The sequence below is a fragment of the Arachidicoccus terrestris genome (genome assembly GCF_020042345.1).
GTDB lineage: Bacteria > Bacteroidota > Bacteroidia > Chitinophagales > Chitinophagaceae > Arachidicoccus > Arachidicoccus terrestris.
In genome coordinates, this window is record NZ_CP083387.1 from 1,266,663 (window position 1) to 1,283,523 (window position 16,861).

General features: G+C 44.8%; 12 protein-coding genes. 2 read left to right on the plus strand and 10 right to left on the minus strand.

From position 1 onward, the window contains the following. Positions 1–11: 11 nt before the first annotated feature. The 7 genes from K9M52_RS05075 to K9M52_RS05105 form a co-directional block, all read right to left on the minus strand. On the minus strand, positions 12–1,541 hold the full coding sequence (locus K9M52_RS05075; protein ID WP_224070975.1) for a sulfatase family protein: 1,530 nt from the start codon (positions 1,539–1,541) through the stop codon (positions 12–14). A gap of 164 nt (positions 1,542–1,705) precedes the next feature. Then, positions 1,706–3,112: a DUF6600 domain-containing protein gene (locus K9M52_RS05080; protein ID WP_224070976.1), complete on the minus strand. Its 1,407-nt coding sequence runs from the start codon at positions 3,110–3,112 to the stop codon at positions 1,706–1,708. 103 nt (positions 3,113–3,215) lie between these two features. After that, positions 3,216–3,944, minus strand: coding sequence for a 3-deoxy-manno-octulosonate cytidylyltransferase (kdsB, locus tag K9M52_RS05085; RefSeq protein ID WP_224070977.1), 729 nt, complete (start codon positions 3,942–3,944; stop codon positions 3,216–3,218). Between the two features lie 20 nt (positions 3,945–3,964). Next, on the minus strand, positions 3,965–4,660 hold the full coding sequence (mtgA, locus tag K9M52_RS05090) for a monofunctional biosynthetic peptidoglycan transglycosylase (protein ID WP_224070978.1): 696 nt from the start codon (positions 4,658–4,660) through the stop codon (positions 3,965–3,967). Between the two features lie 62 nt (positions 4,661–4,722). After that, positions 4,723–5,931, minus strand: coding sequence for a winged helix DNA-binding domain-containing protein (locus tag K9M52_RS05095; protein WP_224070979.1), 1,209 nt, complete (start codon positions 5,929–5,931; stop codon positions 4,723–4,725). Next, the gene (locus tag K9M52_RS05100; protein ID WP_224070980.1) at positions 5,910–6,815 is read right to left on the minus strand and encodes a flavin reductase family protein; all 906 of its coding nucleotides are present in this window, start codon (positions 6,813–6,815) and stop codon (positions 5,910–5,912) included. The genes K9M52_RS05095 and K9M52_RS05100 overlap by 22 nt, the downstream gene beginning before the upstream one ends. A gap of 33 nt (positions 6,816–6,848) precedes the next feature. Beyond that, the gene (locus K9M52_RS05105) at positions 6,849–7,847 is read right to left on the minus strand and encodes a fumarylacetoacetate hydrolase family protein (RefSeq protein ID WP_224070981.1); all 999 of its coding nucleotides are present in this window, start codon (positions 7,845–7,847) and stop codon (positions 6,849–6,851) included. A gap of 574 nt (positions 7,848–8,421) precedes the next feature. Between K9M52_RS05105 and K9M52_RS05110 the strand changes: the two genes are divergently transcribed. Together K9M52_RS05110 and hppD are read left to right on the plus strand one after the other, a co-directional pair. After that, positions 8,422–9,582 carry a homogentisate 1,2-dioxygenase gene (locus K9M52_RS05110; RefSeq protein ID WP_224070982.1) on the plus strand — a complete coding sequence of 387 codons (1,161 nt, stop codon included), beginning with the start codon at positions 8,422–8,424 and terminating at the stop codon, positions 9,580–9,582. 227 nt (positions 9,583–9,809) lie between these two features. Next, positions 9,810–10,964, plus strand: a complete 1,155-nt coding sequence (hppD, locus tag K9M52_RS05115; RefSeq protein ID WP_224070983.1) for a 4-hydroxyphenylpyruvate dioxygenase — start codon at positions 9,810–9,812, stop codon at positions 10,962–10,964. Positions 10,965–11,077: 113 nt separating this feature from the next. Here the strand turns inward: hppD and K9M52_RS05120 are convergent, their stop codons facing one another. Genes K9M52_RS05120 through K9M52_RS05130 form a run of 3 tightly spaced genes read right to left on the minus strand, consistent with a single transcriptional unit; the run spans position 11,078 to position 16,791 of the window. Further along, positions 11,078–14,227, minus strand: a complete 3,150-nt coding sequence (locus tag K9M52_RS05120) for an efflux RND transporter permease subunit (protein ID WP_224070984.1) — start codon at positions 14,225–14,227, stop codon at positions 11,078–11,080. Positions 14,228–14,286: 59 nt separating this feature from the next. Then, positions 14,287–15,444 (minus strand): efflux RND transporter periplasmic adaptor subunit, encoded by a 1,158-nt coding sequence (locus K9M52_RS05125; RefSeq protein WP_224070985.1) that lies wholly within the window; start codon positions 15,442–15,444, stop codon positions 14,287–14,289. A gap of 33 nt (positions 15,445–15,477) precedes the next feature. Next, a complete protein-coding gene (locus K9M52_RS05130; RefSeq protein ID WP_224070986.1) occupies positions 15,478–16,791 on the minus strand; it encodes a TolC family protein in 1,314 nt (437 codons plus the stop codon). Positions 16,792–16,861 lie beyond the last annotated feature (70 nt).

Consider the following 16,861-nt stretch of genomic DNA (forward strand, 5'->3'; position numbering starts at 1 on the left):
CAAATTCGCCCTTAATCCAGTTCTTTTCTGATCTGTTCAAGCTTGTCCTGTAGCGCTTTTACTTTTTTGGGATATTTGGTAGCAACGTTAACAGCTTCTCCGGTGTCTTGTTCAACGTGATACAGTTGTGGTGACTGATTGTAGCCCGACTCAATGTTGACTCCGCCCAGAACCGCCGGCCCCTTATGTGGCTCAATATATTTCCAACCGTCCTGTACGATAGACAGTGTCATATTTGCGGCCTGTTCTACCACTTCCGTTCGTGATTGCTCTGAACGTCCTAGTAACGTGGCGATATGATCTCTGCTATCAGTAAACTCTCCGGCAGGTAATTTCACGTTTAGCATAGCAGCAAAGGAAGCCATTAAATCCATCTGACTAAATAAAGCATTGGTTCTGGCCGGCTGCACTTTTCCTTTCCAGTAGACTAGAAAAGGTACCCGAGTGCCACCTTCTAAAGCGCTATACTTTCCGCCCCGCAATAGTCCAGCAGGCTTATAATTCTCTTTCTGAGCGGTTTGTTCTGCCTGATCAAGATAGCCATCATTTAACACCGGTCCATTATCACTGGAAAATATAATCAGCGTATTATCAAGTATACCTCTATCCTTTAGCGCCTTAATAATCACACCTACACTATGGTCCATCTCCAGAATAACATCTCCCCTATACCCCAGTTTGCTTTTACCCTTAAACACTGTCGCGGGCATTCTGGGAACATGAATATTCTGGATGGCATAATAAAGGAAGAAAGGCTTTTTGGCAGCCAAGCTCTTATCAATAAAGTCAATTGATTTTGCATTGAACGTACCGGATAATTCCTCATCTGCCCAGGTGGCCCTTGATCCTCCTTTCATAAATCCAATGCGGCCGATACCGTTGGTTATATGCCCGTCATGTCCCTGATGGGGATCACTGTGTATTTTGAGCATTTCAGGATGTTCCTTACCGGTTAGTTCACCCGGAAATTGTTGTTTGTAATTTACTTCAATCGGGTCCGAGCTATCCAGGCCGACCACCTTCTGATTTTCCATAAAAACAGTCGGGGTCCTGTCAGCGGTTGCGGGAAAAATGAAAGAATAATCAAACCCTACTTCTCTTGGGCCGGGGCGAACTTCATGATTCCAGTCGATCGGAAAAGTATTACCTAGTCCTAAATGCCATTTTCCTACCGCACCTGTCATATAACCCGCCTGTTGAAATACCTTTGGCAAAGTAGTGATATCTGTTGGAATGATCAGATTTGCATTGCCCGGCAGAATGTTGGTGCCTTTTTTTCGCCAGGCATATCTTCCGGAAAGGATTGAAAACCGAGAAGGTGTACAGGTGGATGCTGTACAATGTGCATCCATAAACTGGCGGCCATTTTCTGCCAGCCAATCAATATTAGGGGTGGATATGGCTTTTGCTCCGTAACAGCTTAAATCACCATAGCCAAGATCATCTGTATACAGAACCAGAACATTGGGTTTTTGCTGCGCAAAAGACCGGCTCCCGATAAAGATCAACAGTAACCAAATAGCAAGTTTAGTATATTTCATTTTATAGAAGAAAGGTTGATAAATAATAAGCCCGTGCATAACGCCTTATATAAACTTCTTCAAATCTACAAAATATCACTTTAAAACGCCTTAATTTTATCAGACGTAAAGCAAATGAGGCCACACAAAGATGCGGCCTCATTTCTTTAAAACTTATTCTTTACTTATCTTCTACTTCTTGAATGTGAATTAGAACTTCTGGAGTGCGAACTACTGCTTCTTGAAGCATTACTTCTTGTATTGCTCCTCTGTTGTACCCGCTCTACTCTTTGTTGCGTACGCTGTGCCCGCTGAGCCCGTTGCTGTTGTGCTCGTTGCGTAGCCCGCTGCGCCCGTTGTTGCGATGCTCTTTCCCTGCTGGCACGTTGTTGACTAGCTCTTTGCTGAGCTGCACGTTGTTGACTAGCCCGCTCTCTGCTGGCACGTTGCTGGGCCGCCCGTTGTTGAGAGGCTCTCTCCCTGCTGGCACGTTGTTGAGCCGCTCTTTGCTGGGATGTCCGTTGCGTTCTTTGCTGGGATGCTCTCTGTTGTGCTGCCCGTTGCTGAGCAGAGGACCGCTGTGCCCTCGAAGGATTAGTCGACCTTCTTGGGTTTACATTACTACGTGAGGGCCTTGAAGAGCGCTGCGTCGAATTCGACCGGTTCACATTGGACCTTGATCTAGTCGGCGTATTTGAGTTTCTCCTCACATTACCGCTACGTGTATTTGAACTACTTCCTCTAACAGAAGGGCGATACATGTGGAGTTCGTTATTTCTTAGACCAGTGCTCCTTGAATTCCTGGCACTCACAACCCTTGTTGTTCTCACTGCCCGTCCAGTGCTTCTGGACACTTCTCTTGGTGAAGGTCCCAGCGCATATCGTTCATTACGGGAATGACGGTAATTTCTGACGATATTAGAATGTCTGATGATCGTGCTGTAACGGCTACGAGGCACATAATAATTATGAATATTATGATATCCTAAATACCTTCTAGGCATGAACGTCCAGTAACTCACAGGGATTGATCCAAAACTGAAACTCACACCGATATTCATACCAGGTCCTAAGGGAGCCCACCCATACATGTCGGAAGAAGAACTCCAGCCGACCCATGCCGGTCCCCACTCATAACCAGGCACCCAGAACCAGCCATGTAAGCTGCTGTGTCCCCAACGGCCATAGTGAAACGGAGCCCATCCCCAGTTATAGTTTGACACCCAGGTCCAGCCATAATCAGTATAGGTCCAGTAACCATTGCTTGAATAGGGTTGAAAATTAGGTACATTAGCGATCCACACCCTACCATAGGAAGGATCTATGACCCAGCGTCCGTAAGGGGCTAACTGGTTATAAAAATCGTTAAAAGTGATTTGAACACCGCCGCCTCCATTACCATACTGGTCATAATTGTCGTCGTTATAATCATAGCTATTATCATAACCATTGTCATAGTTATTATCGTAGTTATTATCATAGCCATTATCATAATTACCATAATCCCCTTGAGCATAAGCGACTGAATTGCAACCTAATGCAATAACTCCCGCCGAAAAAAGGATTAATAGTGATGGAAGATACTTTTTCATGATATTATTTTAGGTAATTATTAAGTATTGTTTATGCAAGTTCAATACCAACTTGCCTAAATAAGACAGTCAATTATGGCCAATGTTTAATAAAGCCATAAATTTAACTACCAGGCATTAGTTTTCTGGCCCGTTCCAAATCGTCCGGCGTATCGATTTCCACCCCCATTTTAGACACCTGCACCATTCTAAGCGGCACGCCGTTTTCTAAATACCGGAGACATTCTATTTTTTCCGCCAGTTCAAGCGGCGTCATCTCCCATTTGGTAAACTGTAATAATGCCGCCTTTCTAAAAGCGTACACGCCTTTGTGTTCATAACAGGGGATATGAATATCCGTATTGCGGGGATAAGGAATTCTGGACCGGCTAAACAGCAGGGAATTATTTTTCTTGTCTACGACAACCTTAACACAATTCGGGTTAATCATTTGGCTTTCTTCTTCAAAGGGCTGCATCAGGCTGGCTACCTGCACTTCCTCATCCTCGAATGCAGCAATCAATCTGGTTAACACTTCCCGGTTGATAAAAGGGGTATCTCCCTGTACATTCAAAATAATGTCCACATCCATATCGGCAGCCACTTCAGCAATCCGGTCGCTACCGCTTTCATAATGACTCATGGTCATCCTGGCCTCTCCACCGTGGCTGGTTATTTCTTCAAATATGATATCGCTGTCGGTAGCCACCATTACCATATCAAATAAGCCGGTTGCCAGTGTTCTTTCATAAGTATGTCGAATGACAGTCTTCCCGGCTAAATCCTTCATGAGCTTCCCGGGAAAGCGCGATGCTTTATAACGGGCCGGTATCAGAGCAACAACTTTCATCATAGTGAAATTATTTGTGATTTCTATTTTGTTTCAACTAAAGGTCTTATCTCAGGGTTTCCCTGAATATTATGCATTTGTCTGAGTATCCAGGCCGATTTCCAGTTTACATACCGGCTTCGAGGCTTTACAGTAAACTTTTTAGGGTTAGGTAAACAGGCAATAATGGAAGCTGCCTCATTTCGGGTTAAGTCAGCCGCATCTTTTTGATAATAATTTTTCGCCGCGGCCTGGATTCCATAAATTCCTTTCCCCATTTCTATCACATTCAGATAGACTTCCAGTATCCTCTTTTTGCCCCAGATCCATTCAATAAGTTTAGTGTAGACAAACTCCGGCCCTTTCCTTAGGTATTTAGTAAATCCTGAACCCTGCCACAAAAATACGTTCTTTGCAGTTTGCTGGCTAATCGTACTGGCAGCGGAGCCCCTGGATCTTTTTCCCTTTTCATTGCTGAGACTTTCTTTAAGTGCAATCCAGTCAAAGCCTCCGTGCGTCGGAAATAACTGATCTTCACCCGCGATGGCTGCCAGCTTCACATTTGCGCTAATATCTTCCATAGACACATAATCTCTTTTCAACCCGTTGCCACCAATCAAACTGCCAATCTGTGTAAGGGTAACGGGCGGCATCACCCATTTACAGATGACCAAATACACAATGGACAGCGCAAATAGCTTTAAACATGTCTTTAATAACCAGATTACTGCTTTTTTCACGGGAGCAAAGATAACGGCAAATCGATAAGCAAAACAGATAGGTGCCGGAGATCTTCGTCGTGCTAGGCAAAAATAACCTTCTCTAACGAAGTTTGCCTGAACCCGCAATAGATTGAGGCGGCCACTTCAGCCATGGCTTGCATCTTTTTTTTCTCTGCAACTTTTATAGATTCAAAAGGCATTAATGTAATCTTGCATCCATGCTTCCCTTTGTCAACCTGCCATCCACCTATCACCCTTCCCTGCTTAATTATGGCTGGGCGAAACAATCCGTTTACGGTAATTATTTGGCTGTTATATTTTGTGGGGAGCATTCTAGACCGGTCCTTATAACTGATCAGATATTCATCAAAGGCAGGCAATAGCTGCAGTCCTGAATCGTTTTCTTCTTTGACAGCCCCGGTTTTGATGGCCGGGACCTGATAAAAAACGGAATCGCCCTGTTGCAGCCGCTCAATGGATTTACCTAACGCCGTAACTGCTTTTTTAATAACCGTCATCCCTAAACCGGACCACCAGGCAAAATCCTGTAAAGTAGCCGGCCCCCTTGTTGTAAAATATCTTTTTGCCAGCTCAATAACAGCTGCGTCCCCTTGTAACTTATCTTTCAGGAGAATGGCCTTTGCATAATGCTTACCTAAAACATTTTCTGCCAGCGCGTAAGTATGTTTATCATCCTTAACAGGCCCGCTGCATATAATGCCGTTCAATTCAGCATGCATGATATAATGATTACTCCGGTATTCATCCATGGCAAATCCATATTCAGAGAGCGCTGTGATAAGATCCCGCCTGTTCAGCGCTGGCTGATCTTCTAAGATCCTTTGAATAGCTTCATCCGACTTGACATATTCCTTTTCAACGATGCCCAGCTTTTTGTCCCTGGAGAACAAAGCCCCTTTGATAGCCGGTGCCGTTAACTGTAATGTCCAAAGTAAATCTTGTCCGGCTACGATATGCCAGGTAGGCCTCAAGACGTGCGTCCGTACAATCTCTCCTTTTTCCATCGCCTTATATATATCATTGATCGTCGGTGGGATCAGCTTCTGATTAGTGTTTGCAGGAGCATGGTCTGTACCGGAGCATCCGCACAGACGGGCCCCAATCGCCCATTTAGCCATGTCAAAATGCTGTGCCTGGATAGCCCCCATCTTCTGGACAATTGATAAAGGGGTTTGCATATTATGATCGGCCAGTAACTGACCATCCAGTCTCGCTGCCAGTAAATTACGATCGATTGAGACCTGATCTATTGATTTGGATGTAGCCATAAAACTGTAAGTGCTTGTTCAAGATCATTTTCTTTAATTCTGGCCTGTGCAAATAAATGTAGTTGCTCCACACATTTTTGGGTGCTTAACCCAGTGTTAAAGATAGCCATAATCTCCGGCAATTGAGCCATCGCTGCTATCTGTTTTTCTGATGGCAGCCGTTCCATATTACCTAACCTGCCCAGGTCGTTGCCGGTGAGAATACTGGATTGACGCGCATGGGACGGCAGCGCGTCCACTCCGATTCCCATGCTGCGAAGCGGCTTCTCCACTTCAAACAGATTATCGTTGGTAACCCTGCAATACCAGTTCGCACCGAGTCTTGCGACCAGATCCATTTTCGCCTGATCGATATGGCCGTTTTGATCCAGCACCTCCTCCCTGATATGAATCCTGACCACTTCCGCAAATACCAGATTACCGGCGCCGGGGCCTTCTCCCAAAGGCTTTATCTCCGTCACTTTACACTCCAGTTGCATGGGAGATTCCAGTACCCTGGGTGGCCTTACCAGTTCCGAAGCTTCCATCGTAAAGCCTGCTTTCTCAAACTCATTTATACCCCTTGGATATTCCGTACTGGACAGGCTGACCTGTTGAACCATATTGTAGTTAACAACATTGATCACCGCTTCAGGCACCTCCAGTACATTTTCGAGCGAATGCTTAATCGTATTATCCCTCACTCTTCTGGACGGGGAGAATATGCAGACGGGCGGCATAGTCGAAAACATATTAAAGAAACTAAAAGGGCTAAGATTAACGGCGCCCGTTTTACTGATCGTAGATACAAAACAAATCGGTCTCGGGGCAATGCCATGCTGCAAACAAGACTGCAGATCCGGTATTGACATCAATTGGGGGTCCAGACTTCGTATCAGTGCCATAGAATACTTTTAGAGCAGTAATGCTATAAAAAATTAGAGGTTCTTTTTGAGGGCCAATAAGGAGAAGCTGCTCATTTCCGGCTGCATCACATTTTGCAGGCTGCCCAGTCCGGTAATCTCTAGTTCCACCTGATCCTTCGGTTGTAACCACTGCACCGGGTAGTCGGGGTTGTTTAGTAAGCCTGTACCATTTAGTTCCAAAAAACAACCAGTTCCAACGGTACCGGAGCCTATTACATCGCCCGGCAGAATATCCGCGCCATAGGCACATCTTTCAATAATCTCTGCAAAAGTCCAGTCCATATCTTTCATGTTACCTTCCGATACCTGCCTACCATTGACCCGGCAGGTCATTTTAAGATCGTAGGTCTTTCCGGTATGCCCTTCTTTCGATTCAGTAAGATAAGGCGCCAGTTCATCGGGTGTTACCAGCCAGGGGCCGATCGCCGTGGCAAAGTCTTTTCCTTTGGCGGGTCCCAGATTGAGTTTCATCTCTTCCATCTGCAGGGTACGCGCACTCAGGTCATTCATAATGGTATAGCCCGCAATATAATCATCCGCCTCTGCTGCTGTGATATTGCGGCCTTTTCTGCCAATCACGACTGCTACCTCCAGCTCAAAGTCCAGTTTCTGAAAATGATCCGGCATAAGCCTAACGTCTCCGGGTCCCACAATCGCGTTATGATTGGTAAAATAAAAAATGGGATATTGATCAAACTCCGGGATCATCTCTACATGCCGGTTTCTTCGGGCAGTAGCTACATGTTGCCTGAATGCATAACCATCCCTGCAGGAGGTAGGATGCGGGACAGGCGCAATCAATTCATAGAACACCTCTTCTTTAAAAGTTTTACCCTCCTCCAACTGCTGCTGCACGGCGCCTGCCCTTTTCATCAGCGGGGCCTCGCCTGCCAAAAAGGCTTGCATATTATCCGGTATCCGCTTATCGCAGCTATTCAGATTGTAGATATGCCCCTTATAATAAATGCCGAGATGCTCATTATTTTCCGTTTTGTAAGAGACCAGTTTCATAGTATAAGTCTTTTTTGTTTTGTGGATAAGGCTGCTATGCTCAACATCAGCCATAACCGGTCCACTGGGATCGATTCTGACTGAATTTATGGGCGAAGCTATTAAAAATTAACTTAAAAACTAACAATTGTTATAAAAGTTGTATAAATTCGCAGCCGTTACGTTTTTATCCGTAAGAAGCTGTAACTTAGTTATCCTATAATTGTAGTACACAAATAATTATGCAAGGGGCAGGATATTATATCATAAAAACATACAGCTCCCTCGAATTCAGAGCGCGCTTCCAGCACCAACTGGTAGCAAAACTGGTATTTGCCCAATATTGATCACGGCTCGTCTGCGCATTAAAGAGAGTCATTCTAATCCGTCGATTTTCGTTATCTCTGCATGTGTATTAAGTTCTTCTAATTACCGGTTAATAATTGATTAGAATTAGCTAGTTCCCTTCCTTTCAATTTTTCTTCCATGACATAAAAGTGCAGAAAAATAGAAAGTGCGAGGCGTACACGCAGAAAAACCGGATAAGTACAATCATTCCAGATCAAACGTTTCCTCACCTCAAAATTTTTCAATTATGCCTTTTTATCACAAATCGGGTAAAGTGCCGCCTAAAAGACATACGCAGTTCCGCAAACCGGATGGAAGCCTTTATGCCGAAGAGCTGGTGTCTACAGAAGGCTTTTCCAGTGTTTATTCACTGGTTTATCACACCCATCCCCCAACTTTGGTAAAAAAACTGGGAACACCATATGAAGTAGCTCCTATTATCGCCAGGGAGAAACACCTGAAGCATACCAGCTTAAAAGGATTCCAGATCAAGCCGGAGGATGATTATCTGGATAGTAGAAAACCGGTATTGGTCAATGATGACCTGCATATTATCCTGGCAGCGCCGAGAAAGTCTATGGAAGATTATTTTTTTAAAAATAGCCAGGCAGATGAGATGATCTTTATCCATAAGGGAAAAGGCCTGTTGAAAACCGGCTACGGTGAGATCTCTTTTGATTATGGAGACTATCTGATGATCCCCAGAGGCACTATCTACCAGATGCATTTTCAAGATAGCGACAACAGGCTTTTTATCGTTGAAAGCTTCAGCCCGCTCAGAGTTCCGGGCAAATACCTGAACAAAGCGGGCCAGCTCATGGAACATGCGCCCTATTGCGAAAGAGACATCAGAATTCCGGAAAATCTGAAAACCTATGACCAGGCCGGAGACTTCAAGATTCTAATCAAGAAGCAGGGGCTGATCTATCCCTACGTATATGGCACACATCCATTTGACTATATCGGTTGGGACGGATGTCATTACCCTTGGGCGTTTTCAATCCATGATTTCGAACCGATTACAGGCCGCTTGCATCAGCCGCCACCTGTGCATCAGACATTTGAAGGCCATAACTTTGTCGTATGTTCTTTTGTTCCCCGTAAGTATGATTACCATCCCCTTTCCATTCCTGCTCCTTATAACCATTCCAATGTAGATAGTGACGAGGTGCTCTATTATGTAGATGGCGATTTTATGAGTCGCAAAAGCGTGGAAAAAGGACAGATTACCCTTCATCCGGGAGGCATCCCACATGGCCCACACCCAGGCACTGTAGAAAAATCCATTGGAAAAGAAAGTACGGAAGAATTAGCGGTCATGATAGATCCTTTCCGGCCACTTAAATTGACCAAATACGCTTTGGATATCGAAGACGGCGACTATTATAAAAGCTGGCAGTCGGAATAGAACGTTTTTTATTATTAAAGATTTAATAATGACATTTAAAATTTATCCATGCAAGAGAATACGGATGTAAATGCAGTATGCAATCACCAAAGATTGCTGCGGGCAGTGGATATGGCCATGTGGTCATTGCTATGTAATAGAGTGTACAGCAAAGATGGATAGCAGTTTAGTACCGCTTAGATTCAGTCATAACCGCTTAAACGAGCATTTCAATTTAGAAGATAATTATGAATACAAATTCAAATACAACCTCAAATTCATTGACCTTTGCACAAAAGATAGCACAGGCAGAGAATTTCCTGCCCATTAATGGAACAGACTATATTGAGTTCTATGTGGGCAATGCGAAACAGGCAGCCCACTATTACCAAAGTGCTTTTGGTTTCCAGCCACTGGCTTATGCCGGTCCCGAGACCGGCATAAGAGAGTATGCTTCCTATGTTTTACAACAGGGTAAGATCAGATTGGTATTAACAACAGCCCTCCATTCCGATTCTCCTATAGCAGACCATGTCAAAAAACATGGCGACGGCGTTAAAATCCTGGCGCTCTGGGTAGATGATGCCCGTTCTGCCTTTGAAGAAACTTGTAAAAGGGGCGCAAAGCCTTACCTGGAACCTGAACGGTTGGAAGATAAAAATGGGGAGGTCTGGAAATCTGGCATATATACCTACGGGGAGACCGTTCATATGTTTGTCGAGCGCAGAAATTATCAGGGCGATTTTTTGCCCGGATATGAAAAATGGACGCCGGAATATCATCCTGAACCGGTAGGTTTACTCTATGTGGATCATTGCGTAGGTAATGTCGGCTGGAACAGAATGCTGCCAACCGTCAAGTGGTATGAAGATGTCATGGGTTTTGTGAACATTCTTTCATTTGACGACAAACAGATCAATACAGAATATTCTGCTCTCATGAGTAAGGTGATGAGTAATGGTAACGGCTACGCCAAATTCCCCATTAACGAACCGGCTGAGGGTCAGAAAAAATCGCAGATCGAAGAATACCTGGAATTCTATGAAGGCGAAGGTGTACAGCATATTGCTGTTGCCACTCATGACATTGTCGCCACCGTACGGGCACTCAGGGCCAGAGGTGTTGAATTCCTCAGCGCTCCGCCAACTGCTTATTACGAAGATCTGACAGAAAGAGTGGGTGAAATACAGGAGGATATCGCACCGTTAAAAGAATTAGGTATTCTGGTAGATAGTGATGAAGAAGGTTACCTGTTGCAGATTTTCACCAAGCCGGTCGAAGATCGCCCGACACTCTTTTTTGAAATCATCCAACGCAGGGGTGCACAGAGTTTTGGAGCAGGCAATTTCAAAGCTTTGTTTGAAGCCATTGAAAAAGAACAGCAGCGCAGAGGCAATCTCTAAATCTCTCAAATTAAAAATCCCCAGTCAACATTCTTCTTCTCAGTTGAATGTAGCCGGGGATTTTATCTTCACCTAAAAAACCATGCTAGCCTTCTAAGTCACTACGCTGTCTGTTATTCGCGTAGCTCAACTTTTATCTTTTTACGTTTGGAAAGTTTGGTGATCAGTACAAACCAAACAGGAACAATAAATATTGCCAGTGAAGTCGCCGCGAGCATCCCTCCCATTACCGTCCAGCCGATTGTCTGCCTGGAAACCGAAGCGGCACCTGAGGCAAAGGCCAGTGGCATTACACCTAAAATAAAGGCCAGAGAAGTCATGATAATCGGCCTAAGACGTACCTGAACGGCATGCAGGGTCGCCTCAACAATATCGCGGCCTTGCTGTACACCTTCATTGGCGAACTCCACAATCAAAATGGCGTTCTTGGCCGCGAGCCCAATTAGGGTGATCATACCGATCTGTGCATAGATATTATTAGTCAGGCTCGGTATAAAATATAAGGTCAGCATAGAGCCAAATAAACCGACAGGTACCGCAAAGAGGACAGCGAACGGAACGCTCCAACTCTCATACAAGGCTGCCAGAAACAGGAATACAAAGATAATAGAAGCGGCAAATACCAGGGCAGTACTCTGACCAGCCTTAATTTCCTCTCTGGACATACCTGAAAATTCATAACCGTATCCAGCTGGCAGCACCTGATCTGCCACTTCTCTGAGCGCGTCGATAGCCTGGCCACTACTATATCCCGGTTTGGGTGCACCTGAAATCTCTATGGAACGGTAGATATTGTAGTGGGAAATCACTGCAGGATTCTCTATCGTCTGAACGGAATCAATTAGTGACCCGATTGGGATCATGTTCCCTTCTATATTTCTGACATAATAATCATTCAGGTCCGATGGTGTAGCCCTGAAAGTACTATCCGCCATGGCAACCACCCTAAAATTACGTCCATACAGGTTAAAGTCATTAATATAGGCGCTACCTAAAAGTGTCGACATGGTACTATACACATCAGAAACCTGTACACCCAGTTTACGTGCCTTATCCCTGTTGACATTGATCTGGTAAGCAGGTGTTTTTGTGTTGAAGAAAGTATAGGCCATAGCGATCTCCGGGCGTTGAAAAAGTGCGCCGATAAAACGTTGGCCAACCTTCTCAAATTCCTGAATGTTATCTGTACTTCCACGCTGCTGGAGCTCAAAAGTAAAACCTGCAGTCGCACCCAGGCCCGGAATGGCCGGTGGACCGATAGCCATCACATTCGCTTCTTTAAATCCGGCAGTTTTACGTTGAATCTCTGCAAGTACACCATTCAAACGGTCTCTTTCATCTGTTCTCTCATCCCAGGGCTTTAAGCTGACGAATAAGGTACCGGAATTGGATTTGAAGGAAAAATTGGCAATATTCAGACCTGCCAGACCTCCGACCACATCGACGGCAGGAATGCTGCGCACAGAATCCATAATCTGGTGAATCATCGCAATGCTGCGTGTTGTAGACGTTCCTTCAGGCATTTGGTAGGTCACATACAAACGGCCTTCATCCTCCTGAGGAATAAACCCGGTGGGCTTAGACTTAAATAAGAAGATCAGTGCGACGACCAGCACGACCAATAACCCGATTACCAGCGGCGTATGCTTGATCCATTTAGCCACCGCCCTGGTATAGGCATTGGTAAATTTCTCAAACCATCTGTTGAAAGCCGCAAAAAAACGGGCGGCACCACGGGGATGCGCTTCCTTTTCTTTATGTGGGCGTAACATAAGTGAGCAAAGAGCCGGCGTCAGTGACAGGGCAACAAAGGCGGAAATGATCACAGACACGGCGATTGTAATGGCGAACTGCTGATATAGCTGGCCAGAAATACCTGGAACAAAGCTCACCGGAACAAATACCGCGGCCAGGATCAGGGCAATAGCGACCACTGGTCCTGATATATCGCCCATCGCTTTTTTTGTCGCCTCTTTGGGGGAAATTTTTTCCGAATCGATATAATGTTGTACTGCTTCCACCACCACAATCGCATCATCCACAACAATACCGATGGCTAATACAAAGGCAAAGAGCGTCAGCGTATTGATCGTAAAACCAAGTGGTATAAAGAAGATAAATGTACCGATCAGCGAAACCGGAATGGCTAATAACGGTATGATCGTTGCCCGTATATTCTGAAGGAATAAAAATACAACGAGTACAACCAAAATCAACGCTTCTATAAAGGTATGCAATACTTCATTGATAGACACTTTTACAACAGTCGCTGTTTCAGACGGAACTGCATAATCAATATCCTTAGGAAAGGTTTTCTTCATCGTCTCCAGTGTCTTCATGATACCGTCATAGGTCTCCAGTACATTGGCCCCGGGTGCCTGGTAGATCAACATAAATGCTGCCTTATGTCCATTTACATAAGGGTTTTTACCATAATCGAAATGTCCTAACTCCACATTAGCCACATCCCCTAACCGCACCAATGTTCCTGTGCTGGGATCAGCTCGTACGATAATATCTTTAAAATCTTCTACTGTATTCAGGCGGCTGTTCGTCAGCACAGAGTACTCAAATGCCTGATCAGCTGGCTGTGGATTACCACCAATCGTACCGGCCGCTACCTGCAAGTTCTGACCTGCAATAGCGGTTGTCACATCACCGGGGGTCAGTTTTAACGCAGCGAGTTTCTCAGGATTCAGCCATATACGCATACTAAAATCATCCCCTACCGCAAATACGTCACCTACACCTGGTACACGCAAAATGGCGTCTTTCAGATAGATATTGGCATAGTTGCCCAAAAATTCTGAATTGTGGGTGCCCTTGGGAGAGTATAACCCCAATACCATCATCATATCAGGATTTCTTTTTCTGACCGTCACGCCAATACGCTTAACCGCGTCAGGTAAGATCGGCTCGGCGACGCTTACTCTGTTTTGCACGTCCAGGGTAGCAATGTCGATATCTGTTCCTATCTCGAAGTTGACGGTAATGCTGGCCTGACCACTACTCGTACTATTACTGGTCATATAGGTCATGCCCGGCGTACCGTTGACCTGCGTCTCAATAGGAGTAGTCGTTGTCTGCTCAATGGTCGCCGCATCCGCACCGGTAAATGTCCCGGAAATAGACACCGTAGGGGGCGTTATACTGGGATACTGAGATATAGGTAAGATAAATATGGAAATCAGCCCTACAAGCACGATCACAATGGAAACGACAATGGCTGTGACCGGCCTTTTTATAAAAGTATCTGCTATCATTACTGTTTTTTTTCTGCTCTAATTAAAATTGGCTGTTCTTTTTGAGACTGAATTACAAACTATTTCTTCGCGGCCGCAGCTCCAGGTGCACCGGTGGACGGAGCCCCGATTGTTACCTTAGCTCCTTCAGCTAATTTTTGCTGCCCTTCTGTTACAATCACCTGTCCGGCTTCTAAGCCGTCCGTGACGATAATATCCGAGCCGATCGGCTGACCCAGCTTGATTTTAGTCTGGGTGACAGTGCTGCTATCGGTCACACGGTAAACAAAGTACTCGCCGAGCTGCTCGATAATTGCCTTATGAGGAATCAGAATTGCTTTAGCCTGATTTTCACTTTTGACCTTGACAGAAGTCGTCATTCCGGCTTTCAGCATGTTTTTATCATTGTCAAATGATAATCTGATTTTCACCGTGCCTGTTTGCGGGTCAACTGCTCGGTCGATCAGATTAATACTGCCATAACCAGGATATTCACTTGCGCCGAAAGTAAGAGAGAATATCTTATTTTTTACAGAAGTCCCTTCATTTTTGAGCTGCTCAAACCGGTAGAGCTCTTCCTGTGGAACATTGAAGTCAACGGCCATTGGATTATCTGTAGAAATCTCATTTAAAAGAGTTTGACCAGCTACGACAGAAGTACCGACCCGCACCTTAGAAATCCCGATCGTACCACTAAAGGGTGCATAAATAGTAGTGAACTTAAGGTTTGCGGTAATGGCATTCAGATTTGCTTTAGCAGCCGCTACCTGTCTTTCAGCGGTCGCCAGGGCGGCATCTGCATAATCGACCTGTTGTTTGGCAATGGCGTCTTGTTCATCTAACTGATGGTAACGGGCCGCATCTTTTTGCGCCTTGACCAAACCGGCTTTCTGCACTTCGAGTTGTGCCTTTGCATTTTGGACATTGGCATTGTACACCTGCGCATCAATGGAATATAATTTCTGGCCTTGGGAGACATGCTGCCCATCTTTAAAATAGATGCCTGTCACATATCCGCTGACCTGGGAAAGCAATGTCACTTCTTTAAGGGCCGTTACCGTGCCTGGATACTGAATATAATAAACAGCATCTCCCGGCGCAACCGTATCAACGGCTACTGGAACAGCAGGTGGAGCGCCTGCGCCCGCCTGGGCAGCTTGTTTGTTGGAAGACTTACAGGAGACCGCCAGTGTCAGTATGGCTGTACCGGCAAGGATGGAGAATTTTCTAAAGGACATCTTATGAGCGATTTAATAGTTTTTTTAATGGAATTAATATTGGATCTGACCTAATGCCTGTTCAACGTCCAGCTTATCACTTAAGAGCTGATAGAGCGCATTAGAAAAATTAACCTGAGCGGTCCGCAGGTCTGTTTCTGCAGTAATTACATCCAGGTATATCTTAATACCTGCTTTATATTGTAATGAAATTGTTTTGTAGACGTCGCTGGCGAGTTGAAGATTTTCCTTCAGCGCCAGATAAGTATTCAGATCACTTTTATAAACGGCCATGGCAGATTCATATTGCGTATTGGCGGCATTCAGAAAGTTTTCCTTGCTCAGTCTGACCATGTCAATCTGCAAACTGGCCTGACGGATATTTTCCTTTCGCTTCCCCCCCTGGAAAATCGGCACGCCCAATTGTAACCCTACAAAAGAATTTGGATAATTATGATTAAAGAGCTTATCAAAATCGTCATTCATATAATTCAGGTTATAGTTGGCAAAGGCAGAAAGTGTCGGGATAAAACTCCACTTTTCATACTTAAGATTGGCCATCTGCAACTGCTCCTGTGTTTGCAGTTGCTGATATTCAATACGATCTTTGTAATCAGCTGTCTGCGTCGTATCTATCATTGCCAGATTTTCCAGACTGCTGCTATCGGTATGCAGACTGAGCGGCTGATCTTTCGGATACCCCATCAGTTCTTTCAGGCTCGCATATTTAGCTTTCAACAACTCTGCTGTACTGCGGCGTTGTGCCACAACATTATTCAATGAGATGGTTGCCCGCTTATAGTCAATATTATCTACGATCCCTCCTTTATACTGATTGGTAGCATCCTTTAAGCTGGTCTTAAGGCGAATGATATCTTCATCTAAAATCAAAAGCTGTTTCTCTGTCAACAAAACATCATAGAAAGATTTGCTGACGTTCACCGCCACATCAATTTTAGTTTGTTCAATATCCTGTTCAGTGCTTTTTTTAACCAACCCTTTTGTGGAAGAGGCTAACAGGGCGTCCCGGTTAAAAATATTCTGTGTCAGCCCGAACTGCAGACCCGACGTATTTTTGACACCGGATTTCATGGGTGATCCCTGAAATAGTGCCGTCGGTAATTGAAAATTATATTGATAAGATCCATCTAGCCTGATCTGAGGATACCAATCAGCCAGCTTCCCTTTGATCTGACTATTGGTAATCTCTTGTTGTACATAGCTTTGCTTCAACAAAGGATAATGTTCCATAGCATATTGAACGCAATTCTCTACAGTGGCGCTATCCAGAACGGCAGGCTGCTGTTGTGCTTTTAGCTGAGTGCTGAGCCCCGCCAGCAGGCTTAAAAAACAAATGTATTTTCTCATTATAAAATTTTCTATTGCGAATTTTAGTTATTGCTATTCATTCGGGAAAACCGCGCGTTCAATCTGAAAA

Excerpts from the sequence above, each read along its gene's own strand:
- K9M52_RS05095 (WP_224070979.1), bottom strand. The coding sequence starts at position 5,931 with ATGGCTACATCCAAATCAATAGATCAGGTCTCAATCGATCGTAATTTA.
- kdsB (WP_224070977.1), bottom strand. The coding sequence starts at position 3,944 with ATGATGAAAGTTGTTGCTCTGATACCGGCCCGTTATAAAGCATCGCGC.
- hppD (WP_224070983.1), top strand. The coding sequence starts at position 9,810 with ATGAATACAAATTCAAATACAACCTCAAATTCATTGACCTTTGCACAA.
- K9M52_RS05130 (WP_224070986.1), bottom strand. The coding sequence starts at position 16,791 with ATGAGAAAATACATTTGTTTTTTAAGCCTGCTGGCGGGGCTCAGCACT.
- K9M52_RS05110 (WP_224070982.1), top strand. The coding sequence starts at position 8,422 with ATGCCTTTTTATCACAAATCGGGTAAAGTGCCGCCTAAAAGACATACG.
- K9M52_RS05075 (WP_224070975.1), bottom strand. The coding sequence starts at position 1,541 with ATGAAATATACTAAACTTGCTATTTGGTTACTGTTGATCTTTATCGGG.
- K9M52_RS05080 (WP_224070976.1), bottom strand. The coding sequence starts at position 3,112 with ATGAAAAAGTATCTTCCATCACTATTAATCCTTTTTTCGGCGGGAGTT.
- K9M52_RS05120 (WP_224070984.1), bottom strand. The coding sequence starts at position 14,227 with ATGATAGCAGATACTTTTATAAAAAGGCCGGTCACAGCCATTGTCGTT.
- K9M52_RS05100 (WP_224070980.1), bottom strand. The coding sequence starts at position 6,815 with ATGGCACTGATACGAAGTCTGGACCCCCAATTGATGTCAATACCGGAT.
- K9M52_RS05105 (WP_224070981.1), bottom strand. The coding sequence starts at position 7,847 with ATGAAACTGGTCTCTTACAAAACGGAAAATAATGAGCATCTCGGCATT.
- K9M52_RS05125 (WP_224070985.1), bottom strand. The coding sequence starts at position 15,444 with ATGTCCTTTAGAAAATTCTCCATCCTTGCCGGTACAGCCATACTGACA.